Source organism: Halomicronema sp. CCY15110 (assembly GCF_016888165.1).
Lineage (GTDB): Bacteria > Cyanobacteriota > Cyanobacteriia > Phormidesmidales > Phormidesmidaceae > Halomicronema.
The window spans coordinates 12,945-28,443 of record NZ_JACSWC010000441.1 but is presented as its reverse complement, the minus strand read 5'-3'; the positions used below and the strand labels follow the sequence as shown (position 1 = coordinate 28,443).

The following is a 15,499-nucleotide window of genomic DNA, read 5'->3' as shown; positions in this document are numbered from 1 at the left end:
AGTTTTGGACAGTTTGATCAGCCCTGACAAGCTGGTTAAGTGCTTGGGCGCTGATACCGCCGCTGCTAATCACTCTCTAAATTTTTAATTTCGCCATTTATACCTATGACCCGCGCTGTGAACCGACGAGTTTCTTCGCTGATGACTGTTGCTAAGGGAGCGATCGCCACGTCGCTACTGACAGCTTTATCCACTGTGGCACCTACGTTTCAAGCGGTGGCTGAGGCCGCAGAACTGGCCGAAGACAGTCCCAAAGCGGTGCTGGATGAAGCATGGCAGCTAGTTCATCAGGAATACGTCGATTCCACTTTTAATCAAACGGATTGGTTGGCCGTCCGGCAGCGCTTGCTCGATCGCGATTACACGTCTACAGAAGCTGCCTATGATGCTTTGCGCGATGAGTTGCGCCGTTTGGACGATCCCTACACGCGGTTCTTGGATCCTCGCGAGTATGCGGAAATTTCGGACCAAACCGCTGGCGAGGTCTCGGGCGTCGGGTTACAGGTGCAGCGTGATGCGCAGACCCGCACCATTGTAGTGACCACGGTGCTGGACGATTCACCCGCAGCCGAACGGGGATTGCGCGTGGGCGATCGCATTTTGCTAGTGGATGGACAATCAGTGGATCGGCTCAGTGCCAGCGGCGTGGCACAACTGTTGCGGGGGGATGAAAACTCCCAAGTAACGGTGACCTATTCCCGCAATAGCAGCGATCCCCAATCGGTGATTTTGACGCGAGCCCGCTTGGAATTACCGACGGTTGCCCACGACCTCAAGCAAGTCAATGGCTACCGCATTGGCTACATTCGGTTAGATGAATTTAGTGGTCACGCGACCGAACAAATGGTGGAAGCGATCGAAACGCTGTCTGATCAACAGGCCGAGGCGTTTGTCTTAGACTTGCGGGGCAATCCCGGCGGGCTACTTTCGGCCAGCATTGAAATTAGCCGCCTGTGGCTCCAGCGAGGCCCCATTGTCCGCACCCTTGACCGCAACGGCGACCCCTCCGAGATTACGGCCAATCGTTCCGCGTTGACGGATTTGCCGATGGCAGTGTTGGTGAATAACCGCTCTGCCAGTTCTAGCGAAATTTTGACGGGGGCTTTGCAAGATAATAACCGGGCAACGGTGGTCGGCACGACGACCTATGGCAAAGCACTGGTGCAGTCGCTCTATGGTCTATCGGATGGTTCCGGTCTGGCAGTGACGATCGCCCATTACTACACGCCCAATGGCACGGATATCAGCCAAAAGGGCATTACGCCCGATATTGAAGTGCAGTTGAGCAACAGCGAAGAACGTGACCTCTTCCGTGATCTGACTCGCTTGGCGTCTGAACAGGATCCCCAGTTTATTCAAGCGGTTGAATCTCTAGCGCCGACCATCCAAAGCGATCGCTCCATGCCAACAACGCCGCAGCAGGTGGGGCGATCGCCTGACGAATAACCCTCACAACTCTGGTTTATCCGATGAGGATGAAGGGTGTGGGGTGATCGTTTCTAGCCACGCGCTCGCCATTAGCATAGCGGCTCCCCTGCGCCAGTCTCCATCCTCCCAACAACTCATCTCTTCATCCAGAGCCTTCGCGTAGCAGGTTATTTACCGCTTTTCCCTTAAGGGGTTGCTTAAGGCACTAACTCGACTACCTCATTCCACCGCACGTTGAAGCCGGGTAGCCAGCCCCGCAAAAAGTAGTAAAACGACGTCAGCACTTCGTTCCAATAGCGACTGGTGAGGCGTAGAGCTTCGACACTGGGAACCAAGTCTGATAGTTGTGCGAGGGTATCGCCAGTGGGGCTGCTGCTGCCATATAGATTGGTCGGCCAAGCAATCACTTGTAGCCTCTCTTTTTCGAACGTGAGGGCGGCGCGGCGCATCGACAGAGCGGGAGCGACTAACGCCACCCGCTGGGTATCGCGCTGGGGCAAATCTGGATCGGGTAAAGTCCCCCGCTCTTCTAACAAGCCTCTCACGTCGCGCATGGCACCATGAATATTCATGCCAGCATCACCCACCGAGATACTGGCGGCTGGCACCCCGCCATTGATGAGGATTTGGCGTAATGTATTTTCTTTGGCGGCTTTTTCTTCTGCGGAGCCGTACAAGGGGCCAGCGGTTACATACACCAGCGGCGTGCTGCCCTGGGCTCGCAAGCGCCCCTCTAACCGGGCGGCACTGGCCAGGCGAGTCACTAAGATAGGGTCAAGTGCAACCTCGCTATCAATCTGATTAGGAAAGGTCTCTAAGGGCGCGATTAAGTCTACATTGTCCGCGATCACGACCTCAACGACGACTTGACCCAGGGGAATCGTCGTGGGAATGCCCGTCGGGCAGACATCTTCGCAAATGCCCTGTTGCACCCGGTAGGCTTCTTGCACCGCTTGTTCGGCCTGGTTCACGATGGTACGGGCAAAGAGCGGCACACTGGTTACCAGCAAGATAACCAAGGCCACCCAGACATATCGACTTTTTATTTTCTTGTCGGCGAGGGCTAAAATCAGCAGCCCCAAGGTCGCCCCGAGTGGCGTCAACGGCAGCGAAATAATTTGCCAAATCGAACCAATGGTGTCGTCGTTGGGGTCAATGAATGACAGCACAAACAACGTCAAAATAATGGCTCCCCCAAACCACGTCAAAAAGTTGCGGGGGATAAATTTCAGCAGCACGTACCAGATGAACAGCCCCATGGCCGCCCATACCAAAATGCGAGTAAGCAGTTCTAAAACCATGCTGCGCGGGAAAAGCTGAAAACGGCGATCGCTCACCCACCCTCAACGCACTGCAATTGCCTGTGGCAGATAGGCGGCCCTGCAAATGGAATGATACATGCGTTCAATCTTTCTGGCACACTTCAGGGTGTTTTGCCGATCACGACCTCTTTGCCCACGCCCATCGGGGACAGCCCGTAACCCACGCCATCGCGATACGCTAGACAGGTTGCAGTTAGGAATCTTGAGTGACACAGCCAGAGGCGTTGCGGCAGTTATTAGAGGCGATCGCTCAGGGGCAAGTGAGCCCGCAGTCGGCGTTTGAAAAGCTCAAATATTTAGAGTTTGAGCCGATTGATGAGTTTGCCAAGGTGGATCATCATCGATCGCTGCGCACGGGCTTTCCCGAGGTGATTTGGGGACCGGGGAAAACAGTCGAACAGATTGTGGCGATTATGCGAGCGATGCGCGATCGCACCCCCGTGGTCATGGCCACCCGCATCGACTCCGATATAGCGCAACAAATTCGGGGGCTGCTACCAGAGGTCATGTATTTTGAAACCGCCAGAATTTGTGCGCTAGTGCCCATGAATCGTCAACCGCAGCATCCCGGCATCATGGGCATTTTGACGGCGGGCACGGCGGATTTGCCCGTGGCGGAAGAGGCGGCAATCACCGCAGAACTCTCCGGGTTTAACGTGCTGCGGCTGTGGGATGTGGGGGTCGCCGGCATTCACCGCTTGTTGCGCCATCGCGATATGGTGGCCCAAGCCGATGTGCTGATTGTGGTGGCGGGTATGGAAGGGGCATTGCCTAGCGTGGTGGCGGGCTTCTCGGATGTGCCCATTGTGGCGGTGCCGACCAGTGTGGGCTATGGTGCCAATTTCGGCGGGGTGTCGGCATTGCTCACCATGCTCAACTCTTGTGCCACGGGGATCGGCGTGGTGAATATCGATAACGGCTTTGGAGCAGCGATGCTGGCAGGACAGATTTTGCGGACTGCTCAACGCCTTCAGGAAAAAGGCGATCGCTTCTAGAGAACCGATTCGGCTGAAACATGCAGCACAGTCTCACGCCTCAAACCAACGCACAAAGAACCGATTGCAACTATTGTGGCCGGAGTCGCCCAGGGGCGTTTTGACGGGCTCAAAGCCCGATTTTTGATACAGGGCGATCGCGCTGTGCATGGCGTCAAAAGTTTCTAAGTAGCAGCCGCGATATCGCAAGGTGATAGCTGCATCGAGTAATCGCTGCATCAGGTGTCGTCCAATGCCTTGTCCGCGAAATCCGGGCAAGAGATACATTTTTTGCAGCTCGCACAGGTGTGCCTGTTCACAGGGGAACGGCGCGATCCCGGCACCGCCAATCACCTGATTGGCGTGAGTCACGACGTAGTACAGAGCGCGATCGCCCACATAAGCATTAGACAAATGGTCGAGTTCGGGATCAGCCCAGGCAAAGCCGGGACGATTAGCCCCAAACTCCGTCAAAACTTGGCGAATGATGGCGGCAATGGCAGCATCATCCGATGGCTGAATTTCGCGAATCTCGAACGTCATAGCAGCGATAAATTAGCGCGGACCAGGATAGCGGCGATCGCGGCGGGTAAAGAGCTTCAAAAATGGCAGGCGATTTTGGACCTGTCCAGGATTGAGTTTTTCGCCCAGTTTGTTGAGGGCATTGGGTTCAGCTGTGGGGGGGGCAGGCTCGCCACCGGGAGTTTGCCACCAGGCCGACACCGTTCCCCCGGCCAACCCCGCGATCGCCCCAAAGATGATGCTGGGGACAATTTCGTAGCCCAACAACAAAAAGGCGAGCAAAAATACCAGCCACAGTTTCAACGCAACGGGAAAGATTTTGTCAGTCACAATTGACCCGCAGATCGACAGACTTGCCGAACGGCCCGACTCCATGCCGGTGGCAGCAGACCGTTCAACTCATTTACGCCTCTACTATAGTCGCCAATTGAGCAGGCAACGGTTGAGTGGTATCAACCCGTTTCACATACGGCTGCTCTTCAGCGGTGAATGGCTCTAACTGTTGGTTGGCGAGGACAGCAACGGTCGCATCGGCAATATCGCCCTGGCGATCGCGCACCCGCTGCTCTAACACCTTTGTCGGCGCGTCACAGTGAACCAGGGTTAGAGGAACGTTGTGGGTCTGAGCTTGGGCGATCGCCAGTTGTCGAGTGGCGACGCGATCGAACTTCGCATCCAAAATCACGGTATAGCCCAAACTCGCCAGCAAGCCTCCGAGTGCGGTCAGCCGGGCGTAGGTTTTTTGAGACATCTCCGGCGTGTAGAGACTGTCGTCGCCCCGCTCCCGCAGAGGCACTCCGGCCAGGTGCTTGCGGACGGCATCCGAGCGAATGTAAATGCCTCCGAGCTGACGGCTCAATGCTTGAGCGATAGTGCTTTTGCCCGCCCCAGACAGCCCTGACATTACCAGTAACCGACCGGCTTGGGGCTGCACATAAGACCAGGCCAGCGTGTAATACTTCGCCGCCTTGTCCGAGGCCGCTTGTTTGGTGGCCTCATCAATTGAGGGATCGCCCAACAAAAACGAGGTGACCTTGGCCCGCACGTAGGATTGGCGGCTGACGTACAGCGGCAACACTTGCAGTCCTTCCCAATCGCCGGTGCATTCAACATAGTGGCTTAAAAAGATGGCCGCTAAATCCTGCCGTCCTTGCACCGTCAAATCCATGATGATGTAAGCGATGTCAAACATGACATCCACAAACCGGAACGGCTCGTTGAACTCGATGCAGTCAAACAGGAGGAGTTCGTCTTGCCAGTAGCAAATATTGTTGAGGTGTAAGTCACCGTGGCAGGCCCGAATCTTGCCCTGATCCAGCCGCTGTTGCAGCAGCGCTGATTGCGTCGCAAAAAACTCGTCGGTGTAGACTTTCGTGTCGTCAAACTGTTGTTGAGTTTGCGGGCCACCAATGAAACCGACCGTCTGCTCATAGTTTTCGTCGATCGACTGGCGAACATTCTCAACGGTGCCAAAGTTGCGAATGTAGTCACTGGTTTCGGCTTTGAGGTGAAAGTCGGCGATCACCTCGGCGAGCTGCCGCAACAAGTCCTCAGACAGTTTCCCTTGCTCAAAAAGGTGACTCAGCAGCGTCGATTGCGGAAACTGCCGCATCTTGACGGTATATTCCACGATTTCGCCCGCTCCAGCAGTTCCCAAGGCGTAGCGATCGCCCTGCTGCGCGATCGGCAACGCTTCTAGATATATAGGGGCCGCCGCTCGCTGATTCAGCCGGAGTTCTTCCGCACAAAAATGTTGTCGCTTCTCCAAGGTCGAATAGTTGAGGAAGCCAAAATCCAATGGCTTTTTCACTTTGTACGCAAAGTCCCCAGTCAGCAACACATAAGACACGTGAGTTTGCATTAACCGAATGGGGGGCTTCACCGCATGGGGATAAAACTCCGGTTGGAGCATTTGTGCAATCAGCGGGGGCAAAGATGAGTCAGCCATAAATACCTAATCTTTTGGCAATAAAAAACCAGGGATAAACATCCCTGGTTTCGTCGTAATCAATCAAAATTACTCTGCGGCGGGTTCAGTAGCGGTGACGGGGCTGACCGCAGTTGCCGCAGAGTCATCACTCGTGACCGTTCTCGGCGCGGCTACATTCACCAGAGTCTGGTCGGTTTCCGCGATCGCCTCAACCCCTGCCGGTAGTTTCAGGTCACTAATGTGAAGGTTCTCACCCACCGCTAGACCAGAAACATCGATATCCAGAGTTTCCGGAATGGCACCAGGCGCACAGCGAATCGCTAACTCAGACACCATGATGTCCAGTGTGCCCCCTTCATCCTTAACTCCCGTGGCCGTACCTGTGTAGTTAACCCGCACCACCACATCTACACTGGACTGACTCGCGATGGAAAAGAAGCTCAAATGGTAGAGCATGTCTTTCCAAGGATGAGTCTGCACTTCGCGCAACAATGCCTGACCGTTCCAAGGCATTTCGGGCACAGTGACGTTAATCAGTGTGTTGTTGACCGAAGCGCTGCGCACCAAGCGCTCTGCTGAGCGCTGATCGACAGTGAGAGAAACCGCAGTATCGCCGTCATGTCCATAAAGAACAGCGGGAATTTGTCCCTCGCGGCGCAAGGCTCTGGGATTAACGCTAGCATCGCGTTTCTGACACTCAATTGACAGTTTCATAGGACTTACTTACAACTTCAACAGGATTTCTGTGGGCAAACAAACAAACGAACAATCAAGCTACTTGAGAGGCACTACCATTTTCATAAAGCAGAGCTCTTTTGGGGCCGTGGATGGGGTCTTCCACGATGATGGTCTGGTCACGACTGGCCCCCAGCGACACAATCGCGATAGGGACTTCCATTAACTCAGCCAAAAACTTGAGATAGTCCAGCGCCTGGGGCGGCAGGTCTTCGAGCAATCGACAAGCAGCGGTGGATTGCCGCCAACCCGGAAGAGTAGTGTATATCGGTTCGCACTGCGCAAACAACCGTCCACTACTGGGTAATTCTTTATGAATTTCCCCATCGATTTTGTACGCCGTGCAAACTTGGATTTCGTCTAACTCATCCAGCACATCGAGCTTCGTGATCGCTAAGCAGTCAATCCCGTTAATGCGCACGGCATAGCGACCAATCACGGCATCAAACCAGCCACAGCGTCGCCGCCGTCCGGTCGTAGTGCCAAACTCCGCCCCCAACTCGCAGAGCTTATCGCCTAGGCCGCCGATCAATTCGGTCGGAAACGGCCCTTCACCCACGCGGGTCGTGTAGGCTTTGGCAACGCCAATCACGCGATCGATCATGGTCGGCCCGACGCCAGAGCCAATGCAGGCTCCCCCGGCCACGGGATTAGAAGAAGTGACGTAGGGATACGTGCCATGATCAAGGTCAAGTAGCGTACCTTGCGCCCCTTCAAAGAGAATGTTTTTGCGATCGCGAATCGCTTGATCAATCAACAAAGAGCCATCGACCACATGGGGACGCAGCCGATCAGCATAGCCCTTGTACTCTTCGATGACCGCCTTCGGATCAAGCGGTTCTAGGCCATACAGCTTTTCGAGGACAACATTCTTGTATTGGATCGTCCACTCAATTTGCTCATCGAGCCCGTCCATACCCACAAGGTCAATCATGCGGATGCCGACCCGCTCAGACTTATCGGCATAGGTCGGGCCAATGCCGCGACGGGTCGTACCGATTTTTTTGCTGCCGCGCCGCTCTTCCGAGGCTTGGTCTAACAAACGGTGATACGGCATCGTCACATGCGCTGCTTCAGAAATGAATAACTTTTGGGTCGAAATGCCGAACCCCTCCAGCATGTCCAATTCTTTAATAATTTCGCGCGGATCAACGACAGTGCCACTACCAATGACACACTCGGTATCGGGATACAAAATGCCCGAAGGAATCAAGTGCAGCTTAAAAATCTGACCTTGAACAACGACCGTATGACCTGCATTTACGCCGCCCTGATAACGGACGACTACGTGAGCCGATCGGCTCAAGAGGTCAGTGACTTTCCCTTTCCCTTCGTCGCCCCACTGGGCACCAATTACTACGACGTTTGCCAATGTCTTAAGGTCTTCTGTTCACACAAATGATCATTATCCGCAAATTTTTGCAAGCCTGTCAAGATTTCATTTTTTCAGCTCAAGTTAGATCATTGCTGTGTCAGTCAATCCGCGATTTAGTCGTTGCTGACTGTACACCAACAGGATTTCCGCCCTGCGGCTTCAACCTGAGGTGAATTGACAAAATTCAAGCTAAACGTATGAGTTTAAAACGGTAATGCGTTGTTTGCGCTAAAACGGTAGATAACTTCCAAGATGTTTTACAGTTCTTTACGCTTTTATTCATTTCATTCCAGGGGTTTTCATGAGTTTGTATGCTGAATTACACCGTCATTTGGGCGGTTCTGTTGTACCTAGAGTCTTGTGGCGCTATTTTGAGCGCAATCGCCCGGATGTGTCCGATCGCTTCGCGGATTATCCCGATTTTGAATCGTTCTACACCCGCCCTCGTAACACCCTCGCTGAGTATTTAGAGCTGCATACTCTGGTGGAAAGTGTTCAGACCCACGAGGCATTGCCCTATTTTGTGTATCGATTGATTCGGGGCGCTTACATCTTTGAAAACCTGGCTTACTTAGAGTTGAGATATACCCCCTATCTCAGAACCCCTGAGCATTTGCCCCAGCATGAACGCATCGACAAGATGGCAGAAATTATTGAGGTGGTAGGGCAAACCAGTCAGCAATCGGAATATCCGATCGTGACGAAGCAGATTCTCTGTATGCATTCCAAGTTGCCCTATGAGGTAAACCAGGCAATTGTGGAACTGGCGGCTCAATATCCCCAGTATGTTTGTGCCGTAGATTTGGCCGGAGGCGATGCCAAGTATGGGGAGCGCATGGACGAATATATTGCGCTGTACGCCCACGCTCGGGACTTAGGCATCAGCACTACAGGCCACGTGTTTGAAACCCAAGATGGCTGTCATCCGGAGCTACTGCCTTACCTCATGCGCATCGGTCACGGCATTCAGATTCCCCTCCAGCGTCCCGACTTGTTGCGAGAGGTCGCAGCGCGAGGGCAATGCCTGGAAGTGTGCCCGACCACTTATCTCAAAACCGGCACATTAGATGACTTGCGACAGTTAAAAGTGGTCTTCGATCGCTGCTTTGATGCTGGCGTTGATATTGCCATCTGCACCGACAACGCAGGATTGCACAATGTGCGTTTGCCCTTTGAGTATGAAAATTTGCTAACTCAAGACATCATCGGTTTCGATGAGTTACAAGCCTGCCAAGCAGCCGCTTTTCGCCATGCCTTTGCCTGGCCTCACGAGCGCCAGCCTGGTTCCGTCATCGAATCGATGCTGCGGCGACAACAACTCACTAGCCTGCTAGAAGAAGTAGACGAACCAGCGGTGCATTAGTAGCACCTGTCACCACGGAGGAGAGAAGTCGCGTTGATCGACCGCTCTTCTCTGCTTAGGGCATACCTCGTCCCGCGACGACAAAATCTGCGCCAGAGGGTGCGACAGGTGGCATGATCCTAGATAATGGGTAGGTTTTGTAATTATCTGTTGCGTTCAACCAGCACTAAGCACATCATGCGTACCCATTACTGCGGCCACCTGCGAGCCTCCCATACCGGCGAAACTGTCACCCTGTTTGGTTGGGTCGATCGCCGTCGTGATCATGGGGGCGTGATTTTCGTGGATTTACGCGATCGCACGGGTATTGTCCAAATCGTAAGCGACCCCGAGCGTACACCAGGGTCTTTTGAAACCGCTAATGACCTGCGGAACGAATATGTCGTGCGCATCACTGGCAAAGTCAGCCAGCGTCAAGACGGGGCCGTCAACCCCAAGCTGCCCACTGGCGAAATTGAAATCTACGCTGATGAGATTGAATTGCTGAATGCTGTGCGCAAGCAATTGCCCTTCCAAGTGTCTACAGCGGAAGCTGAGTCAGTTAGGGAAGAACTGCGCCTACGGTATCGGTATCTCGATTTACGTCGCGAGCGCATGGCCCAAAATCTACAAACTCGCCATGCCGTCGTCAAAGCGATTCGTCGCTTTTTAGAAGACGCCGAGCACTTCATGGAGGTGGAGACGCCGATTTTGACGCGATCGACGCCTGAGGGGGCGCGCGACTTCATCCTGCCGTCGCGGGTCAATGAGGGTGAATGGTTTGCCCTGCCCCAGTCACCGCAGTTGTTTAAGCAAATTTTGATGGTGTCGGGGGTCGATCGCTATTACCAGATTGCCCGGTGTTTCCGCGACGAAGACTTGCGGGCCGATCGCCAGCCCGAATTCACTCAACTCGACATGGAGATGAGCTTTCTCACCCAGGACGAAATTCTCGACCTGAACGAACGGCTGGTGGGTCACATTTTCCAAACGGTGCAAGGGATTGACGTGCCTCGTCCATTTCCTAGACTGACCTATGCAGAAGCCATGGATCGGTATGGCACCGACAAACCCGACACCCGCTACGGCCTGGAACTGGTGGAGGTGTCTGACCTAGTGGCCAATTCTGGTTTCAAGGTCTTTTCGGGAGCGGTGAAATCTGGCGGCATGGTCAAAGTGTTGCCCATTCCTAACGGCAACGATGTCATCTCAAATGTGCGCATTAAACCTGGCGGCGATCTTTTCAAAGTCGCAGCAGAAGCAGGAGCCAAGGGCTTGGCCTATATCCGCGTACGGGAGAGTGGCGAAATTGACACCATTGGTGCCATTAAAGATAACCTCAGCGCCGAGCAAAAGCAGGAACTGCTAAGCCGTACTGGTGCTCAACCCGGCACCCTACTTTTGTTTGGGGCTGGCCCCGATGACATTGTGAATCCCACTTTGGATCGGGTGCGGCAGGCGATCGCTAAAGAAATGAACCTGATTCCCGCCGACCAACTCAACTTGCTGTGGGTGACCGATTTCCCCATGTTTGAGTGGAATGCCGACGAACAGCGGCTAGAAGCCTTGCATCATCCGTTTACGGCTCCTCGACCCAGCGATATCGGCGATCTAAAAACGGCCCTCGCCCAAGCCTACGATCTGGTGCTGAATGGTTATGAAATCGGCGGCGGCAGCTTGCGTATTTATCAACCCGAGGTGCAGCGCCAGGTGTTTGAAACCATTGGCCTCTCTACTGAAGAAGCCCAAGAAAAATTTGGCTTTTTGCTGGAAGCGTTTGAATATGGCACGCCACCCCACGGCGGCATCGCCTATGGCTTGGATCGCCTGGTGATGCTGATGGCGGGCGAAGAGTCCATTCGGGATGCGATCGCGTTTCCAAAAACCCAACAGGCCCGATGCTTGCTCACCGAGGCTCCTTCGACCGTGGATGCCCAGCAGCTCAAAGAATTGCATGTGGCTTCGACCTATCGACCTAAGCCCAAGTCCGAGGCCGCAGATAGCTAACTCCAATCAACGGGAAAACCCTTGATGTCGGGGCTTTTCTGCCGCCAAGTTTTCACAACTTTACAACAAGTCATAAGGATTACTACAAATACATAAAGCTGAGACCGTTCGCTCTCAACATCACGATAGGATTTGGTTAATCGATGTCCGAGACGAGTCTGTTAGAACCCTTATGCTCATAGTTTTGTTGATTTTTGGTCTCAGTTTAGTGCCTGCCTTAATCTCGACGTGGATTAGTCTGCGCTCGCGTGGACAGGTGCAGGCGGAATTCGGGCGGGCCATGGAAGCAGCAGCTCGGGGTGGTTTGAAAGCAGCCATTCAGCGCGATCGCGACCTGAACTATGTCGAGGGCATTGGTTACGTCATTGGCGATTTTAGCTGTGAGATGAATGCACGATCGCCCTATCTACGCTGCGCCATGAACCCTTGCGGCCCCTGCCATGGGTGCCAGTATTACGAAGCACCGGTTATCCGAGAGGTCATCAAGACGCCTCCAGTCACGACCAATGCCTGTCCAATTCCGCCTATGCCTAATACTTGCCCCTTACCCGCTTTTTCCAGCGTGGCCTAACATCTCCCCTCGTTGTTGAAGAGCCACCTCATCACTCAAAAGTTTCGATCAGTCAGCCGATTCCATTGCTCTATAGCTAGCACTCCGGCCCAGGTCACCCCTGGGTCTTTGTTTTGGTTCGCGATGCCCCCAAACCGCCATCTTGGTAGCGATCGCATCATGGGCAGCGGTGGAGTGAGACGCTGCTGCCTTGACGACAAGACGTTAGGGATCCCTCAATAGCGTCAAAATCGCCCGCGGATTATCCAACTCGCCAACCAAGCGCCGCATGGGTAACGGCGCAGCCCGCACCAATGTGGGTGTCGCTGTTACTTGATCAGCTTCCGCCTGTTCAGGATGCTTGGAAACGTCGATCATTTGCAGGGTATACGGTTGGCGGCGGCCCCCTTCTAACACTCTCTGTAACGTGGTGAGAATTTGCTCAGTCGCGGCGGAATAACCAGACACAAATAGCTTTAAGACGGTTCCGGTCGTCTCATTGGGGAGTTCAGCGGTGCCTGTCGGTTGATCCGTCAGGGCAGGTGATGCCGATAGATCCAGCACTAAATTATGGTTTTCCCAAAGTTGCGGAAAGCGCGATCGATAAGTTTCTAACACCGATAAATCGAGACCATCGGGGTCAAAGCGCAGGCGCGTCCACTCTAGATTGCCCAAGTCAAAAATGGCATTCAAGAGTCCCTGATAATGATAGACAAAGGGATAAGCCTCAGCGGCAATATGAGTCGTTGCCGTGGCGGTATTTTGCCAGCAATCCACCGTCGCGGTAAATGCCGGCACCAGAAAGTGCGGCGACTCCGGCAATCCTAGCTGCTCTTGTAAAGCGCCACAAAGATTCAGGTGCCACTGCACTCGTTTCTCATAATCGCGGCAATAAACTACATCCCCCCCCGGCGTAAAGACCGCAATGCCTTTGAACGCCGGAGGAGGTAGTGAATGAATCGAACTCGACATCAGTACAGAACTCTAAACCCGACCTCTGAGCATCTGCGCCATTTCATTTTGTCGGGGGGACATTTCCAGCGCCGTTTCCTCAGTAATTCGCCCCGTTTCATAGAGCGCATACAAGGACTGGTTCATGGTACACATGCCGTCAAAGCCGCACTTCGGCATCAGGGCTTCAATTTCATCCAAGTCCCCCCGGATGATGTAGTCCTTAATGGCGTCAGTGTTGATCAGAATGTCGTGGAAGGCAGCACGTTTGCCGTCGGTGGTGCGGCACAGCCCCTGGGCAATCACCGCCACGAGCGATTCCGCTAGCGAAATCCGCACGGGGGTTTGTTGGTCGGGTTCATACAGGTTCAGAATCCGCTCGACGGTTTTGACCGCACTGTTGGTGTGCAGCGTCCCCACTACCAAGTGTCCGGTTTGGGCGGCTTTCATCGCCGTGTTGACGGTTTCTTTATCCCGCATTTCACCCACGAGGATGATGTCTGGGTCTTCCCGCAGGGAGGCTTTCAACGCATTTTTAAATTCCAGGGTGTGGCGGCCCACTTCGCGGTGCTTGATCAGCGATTTGCGACTTTGATGCACAAATTCGACCGGATCCTCAATGGTGATGATGTTTTTCGTCATCTCCTTGTTGATGTAGTCAATCATCGCCGCCATCGTGGTGGATTTACCCGACCCAGTGGGGCCAGTTACCAACACCAGGCCCTTGTGGTAATGGCAAATATCTCGAAACACGCTGGGCAGATTGAGCTGCTCCATGCTCAAGATCTTGTTGGGAATCAAACGAATAACGAGCGATGGCCCGGTTAACGTATCAAAGATATTGATCCGAATGCGGGAGAAATCAAACTGGCCCGCGCCGTCAAAGTCCAAGGTCTGCTTGAACTGTTGAATTTCTTCTGGCTTGAGCACTTCGGCGAGCCAGCCGTAAAACGTCGGTTCATCGATAACGGGATAATCGGAGGTGGCAATCTGACCGCGATCGCGAAAACGGGGCACTTCTCCAACCCCCAAGTGAATATCCGAAAATCCCTTATCAAAGGCTTCGCGGCAAATTTGCTCCAGCGACAGCGTCGATTTAGCAGGAGTCGTGGGTGGGGGCGGCGCACTGCGGCGAGGTGCCGCCGCACTTGGCGGCGCGGGGGGTCTACCGGCTGCTGCCCGACTGGGCGGGGGCGGGGGCGGCATCCGCGAGGGCACCGCAGGTGGACGTTGAGATTCGGCAGACATAGGACGCTTTCCGTAGATTTACAAATATCTCACGAGGGACATTGCCGACGCAGTGGCCGATGCCCTTGACCATTTTTGATCACCCATAGGTTTCCCTATTGTGCAGCTGAATTTTCGCTCTGGGGTACTCACTTGTGGACTTTGTTACGCCGCTCCCAAATAATTGCCCTCATTGCTACAGACAAGCCCTTCCCATGTTACCTTTGTAAAGTTGTCTAAAATCGCACGCTCGACTTTTTGGGTGTCTTAACGAAGACTGTCGGGCGGAGGTTAAACCCGAAAGGAGTCAAAAAAATATGCCTGTAGTATCTTTGCCCCAGTTATTAGAGTCTGGGGTTCACTTTGGTCACCAGACCCGACGCTGGAATCCCAAGATGTCTCAGTACATCTTTACGTCTCGTAATGGGGTTCACATCATCGATTTGGTGCAAACCGCTCAGCTCATGGACGAGGCGTTTGTCTACGTGCGTGAGGCCGCGGCCAAGGGCCAAAAGTTTTTATTCATCGGCACAAAGCGTCAGTCTGCTGGCATCATCGCGCAGGAAGCGACGCGCTGTGGTGCTAACTATGTTAACCAGCGCTGGCTGGGGGGCATGTTGACCAACTGGGAAACGATTAAAACCCGGTGCGATCGCCTCAAAGAATTGGAAAAAATGCAAGAAACGGGCGCACTGGCCCTCCGCCCGAAAAAAGAGGCGGCAGTGCTGCGTCGTGAACTAGAAAAGCTGCAAAAGTATCTGGGCGGTCTGAAAACGATGCGTCGTCCCCCCGATGTCGCGCTGATCATCGACACGCGACGGGAGTACAACGCCGTTCAGGAATGTAAGAAGCTTGATATCCCCATCGTGTCATTGCTGGATACGAATTGTGATCCAGACGACGTAGATATTCCGATTCCAGCCAACGATGATGCCATTCGCTCGATTAAGCTAATTGTGGGTCGCTTGGCCGATGCCATTTACGAAGGAGCCCACGGCAGAGTCGATTCGGGCGCAATCTACGACGACTATGACGGGGCAGAAGCCGATTTCGACGGCGAAGACGAGATTCCGTCTGCTGATAGCCAGGATGATTCTGAAGAATAAATCCAGCGATCGCGTTACACGATCATTCAT

General features: G+C 53.9%; 14 protein-coding genes. 6 read left to right on the top strand and 8 right to left on the bottom strand.

Annotated features, from left to right (window positions below):
• Positions 1-141: 141 nt before the first annotated feature.
• A complete protein-coding gene (locus JUK32_RS26930; protein WP_204141978.1) occupies positions 142-1,446 on the top strand; it encodes a S41 family peptidase in 1,305 nt (434 codons plus the stop codon).
• A gap of 179 nt (positions 1,447-1,625) precedes the next feature.
• Here the strand turns inward: JUK32_RS26930 and JUK32_RS26925 are convergent, their stop codons facing one another.
• Entirely contained in the window at positions 1,626-2,729 is a 1,104-nt protein-coding gene (locus tag JUK32_RS26925; protein WP_204141977.1) for an ElyC/SanA/YdcF family protein, read from the bottom strand.
• A gap of 227 nt (positions 2,730-2,956) precedes the next feature.
• Here JUK32_RS26925 and larB point away from each other — a divergent pair, with 227 nt between their 5' ends.
• Positions 2,957-3,745, top strand: a complete 789-nt coding sequence (larB, locus tag JUK32_RS26920) for a nickel pincer cofactor biosynthesis protein LarB (protein ID WP_204141976.1) — start codon at positions 2,957-2,959, stop codon at positions 3,743-3,745.
• A 33-nt stretch (positions 3,746-3,778) separates the two neighbouring features.
• On the opposite strand, the gene JUK32_RS26915 is transcribed toward larB, so the two are convergent.
• From JUK32_RS26915 to JUK32_RS26895, 5 genes are all read right to left on the bottom strand, one after another.
• On the bottom strand, positions 3,779-4,267 hold the full coding sequence (locus tag JUK32_RS26915; protein ID WP_204141975.1) for a GNAT family N-acetyltransferase: 489 nt from the start codon (positions 4,265-4,267) through the stop codon (positions 3,779-3,781).
• Between the two features lie 12 nt (positions 4,268-4,279).
• The gene (locus JUK32_RS26910; RefSeq protein WP_204141974.1) at positions 4,280-4,576 is read right to left on the bottom strand and encodes a hypothetical protein; all 297 of its coding nucleotides are present in this window, start codon (positions 4,574-4,576) and stop codon (positions 4,280-4,282) included.
• 73 nt (positions 4,577-4,649) lie between these two features.
• Positions 4,650-6,194 (bottom strand): bifunctional aminoglycoside phosphotransferase/ATP-binding protein, encoded by a 1,545-nt coding sequence (locus JUK32_RS26905; protein WP_204141973.1) that lies wholly within the window; start codon positions 6,192-6,194, stop codon positions 4,650-4,652.
• Between the two features lie 69 nt (positions 6,195-6,263).
• Positions 6,264-6,890, bottom strand: a complete 627-nt coding sequence (locus tag JUK32_RS26900; RefSeq protein ID WP_204141972.1) for a 50S ribosomal protein L25/general stress protein Ctc — start codon at positions 6,888-6,890, stop codon at positions 6,264-6,266.
• Between the two features lie 55 nt (positions 6,891-6,945).
• The gene (locus JUK32_RS26895) at positions 6,946-8,283 is read right to left on the bottom strand and encodes an adenylosuccinate synthase (RefSeq protein WP_204141971.1); all 1,338 of its coding nucleotides are present in this window, start codon (positions 8,281-8,283) and stop codon (positions 6,946-6,948) included.
• Between the two features lie 304 nt (positions 8,284-8,587).
• Here JUK32_RS26895 and JUK32_RS26890 point away from each other — a divergent pair, with 304 nt between their 5' ends.
• From JUK32_RS26890 to JUK32_RS26880, 3 genes are all read left to right on the top strand, one after another.
• On the top strand, positions 8,588-9,649 hold the full coding sequence (locus JUK32_RS26890; RefSeq protein WP_204141970.1) for an adenosine deaminase: 1,062 nt from the start codon (positions 8,588-8,590) through the stop codon (positions 9,647-9,649).
• A 177-nt stretch (positions 9,650-9,826) separates the two neighbouring features.
• A complete protein-coding gene (gene aspS, locus JUK32_RS26885; protein ID WP_204141969.1) occupies positions 9,827-11,635 on the top strand; it encodes an aspartate--tRNA ligase in 1,809 nt (602 codons plus the stop codon).
• Between the two features lie 172 nt (positions 11,636-11,807).
• On the top strand, positions 11,808-12,206 hold the full coding sequence (locus JUK32_RS26880) for a DUF6464 family protein (RefSeq protein ID WP_239113149.1): 399 nt from the start codon (positions 11,808-11,810) through the stop codon (positions 12,204-12,206).
• Between the two features lie 204 nt (positions 12,207-12,410).
• On the opposite strand, the gene JUK32_RS26875 is transcribed toward JUK32_RS26880, so the two are convergent.
• Together JUK32_RS26875 and JUK32_RS26870 are read right to left on the bottom strand one after the other, a co-directional pair.
• A complete protein-coding gene (locus tag JUK32_RS26875; protein ID WP_204141967.1) occupies positions 12,411-13,157 on the bottom strand; it encodes a circadian clock KaiB family protein in 747 nt (248 codons plus the stop codon).
• 12 nt (positions 13,158-13,169) lie between these two features.
• Positions 13,170-14,384: a type IV pilus twitching motility protein PilT gene (locus tag JUK32_RS26870; RefSeq protein ID WP_204141966.1), complete on the bottom strand. Its 1,215-nt coding sequence runs from the start codon at positions 14,382-14,384 to the stop codon at positions 13,170-13,172.
• 296 nt (positions 14,385-14,680) lie between these two features.
• Here JUK32_RS26870 and rpsB point away from each other — a divergent pair, with 296 nt between their 5' ends.
• Complete coding sequence (rpsB, locus tag JUK32_RS26865) at positions 14,681-15,469, top strand: 30S ribosomal protein S2 (protein WP_204141965.1); 789 nt, start codon at positions 14,681-14,683, stop codon at positions 15,467-15,469.
• Positions 15,470-15,499 lie beyond the last annotated feature (30 nt).

Bases quoted from the DNA above. Each gene is read 5' to 3' on its own strand.
- JUK32_RS26925 (WP_204141977.1), bottom strand. From the start codon at position 2,729: ATGGTTTTAGAACTGCTTACTCGCATTTTGGTATGGGCGGCCATGGGG.
- rpsB (WP_204141965.1), top strand. From the start codon at position 14,681: ATGCCTGTAGTATCTTTGCCCCAGTTATTAGAGTCTGGGGTTCACTTT.
- JUK32_RS26890 (WP_204141970.1), top strand. From the start codon at position 8,588: ATGAGTTTGTATGCTGAATTACACCGTCATTTGGGCGGTTCTGTTGTA.
- JUK32_RS26900 (WP_204141972.1), bottom strand. From the start codon at position 6,890: ATGAAACTGTCAATTGAGTGTCAGAAACGCGATGCTAGCGTTAATCCC.
- JUK32_RS26880 (WP_239113149.1), top strand. From the start codon at position 11,808: ATGCTCATAGTTTTGTTGATTTTTGGTCTCAGTTTAGTGCCTGCCTTA.
- JUK32_RS26905 (WP_204141973.1), bottom strand. From the start codon at position 6,194: ATGGCTGACTCATCTTTGCCCCCGCTGATTGCACAAATGCTCCAACCG.
- JUK32_RS26875 (WP_204141967.1), bottom strand. From the start codon at position 13,157: ATGTCGAGTTCGATTCATTCACTACCTCCTCCGGCGTTCAAAGGCATT.
- JUK32_RS26930 (WP_204141978.1), top strand. From the start codon at position 142: ATGACTGTTGCTAAGGGAGCGATCGCCACGTCGCTACTGACAGCTTTA.
- JUK32_RS26915 (WP_204141975.1), bottom strand. From the start codon at position 4,267: ATGACGTTCGAGATTCGCGAAATTCAGCCATCGGATGATGCTGCCATT.
- aspS (WP_204141969.1), top strand. From the start codon at position 9,827: ATGCGTACCCATTACTGCGGCCACCTGCGAGCCTCCCATACCGGCGAA.
- JUK32_RS26870 (WP_204141966.1), bottom strand. From the start codon at position 14,384: ATGTCTGCCGAATCTCAACGTCCACCTGCGGTGCCCTCGCGGATGCCG.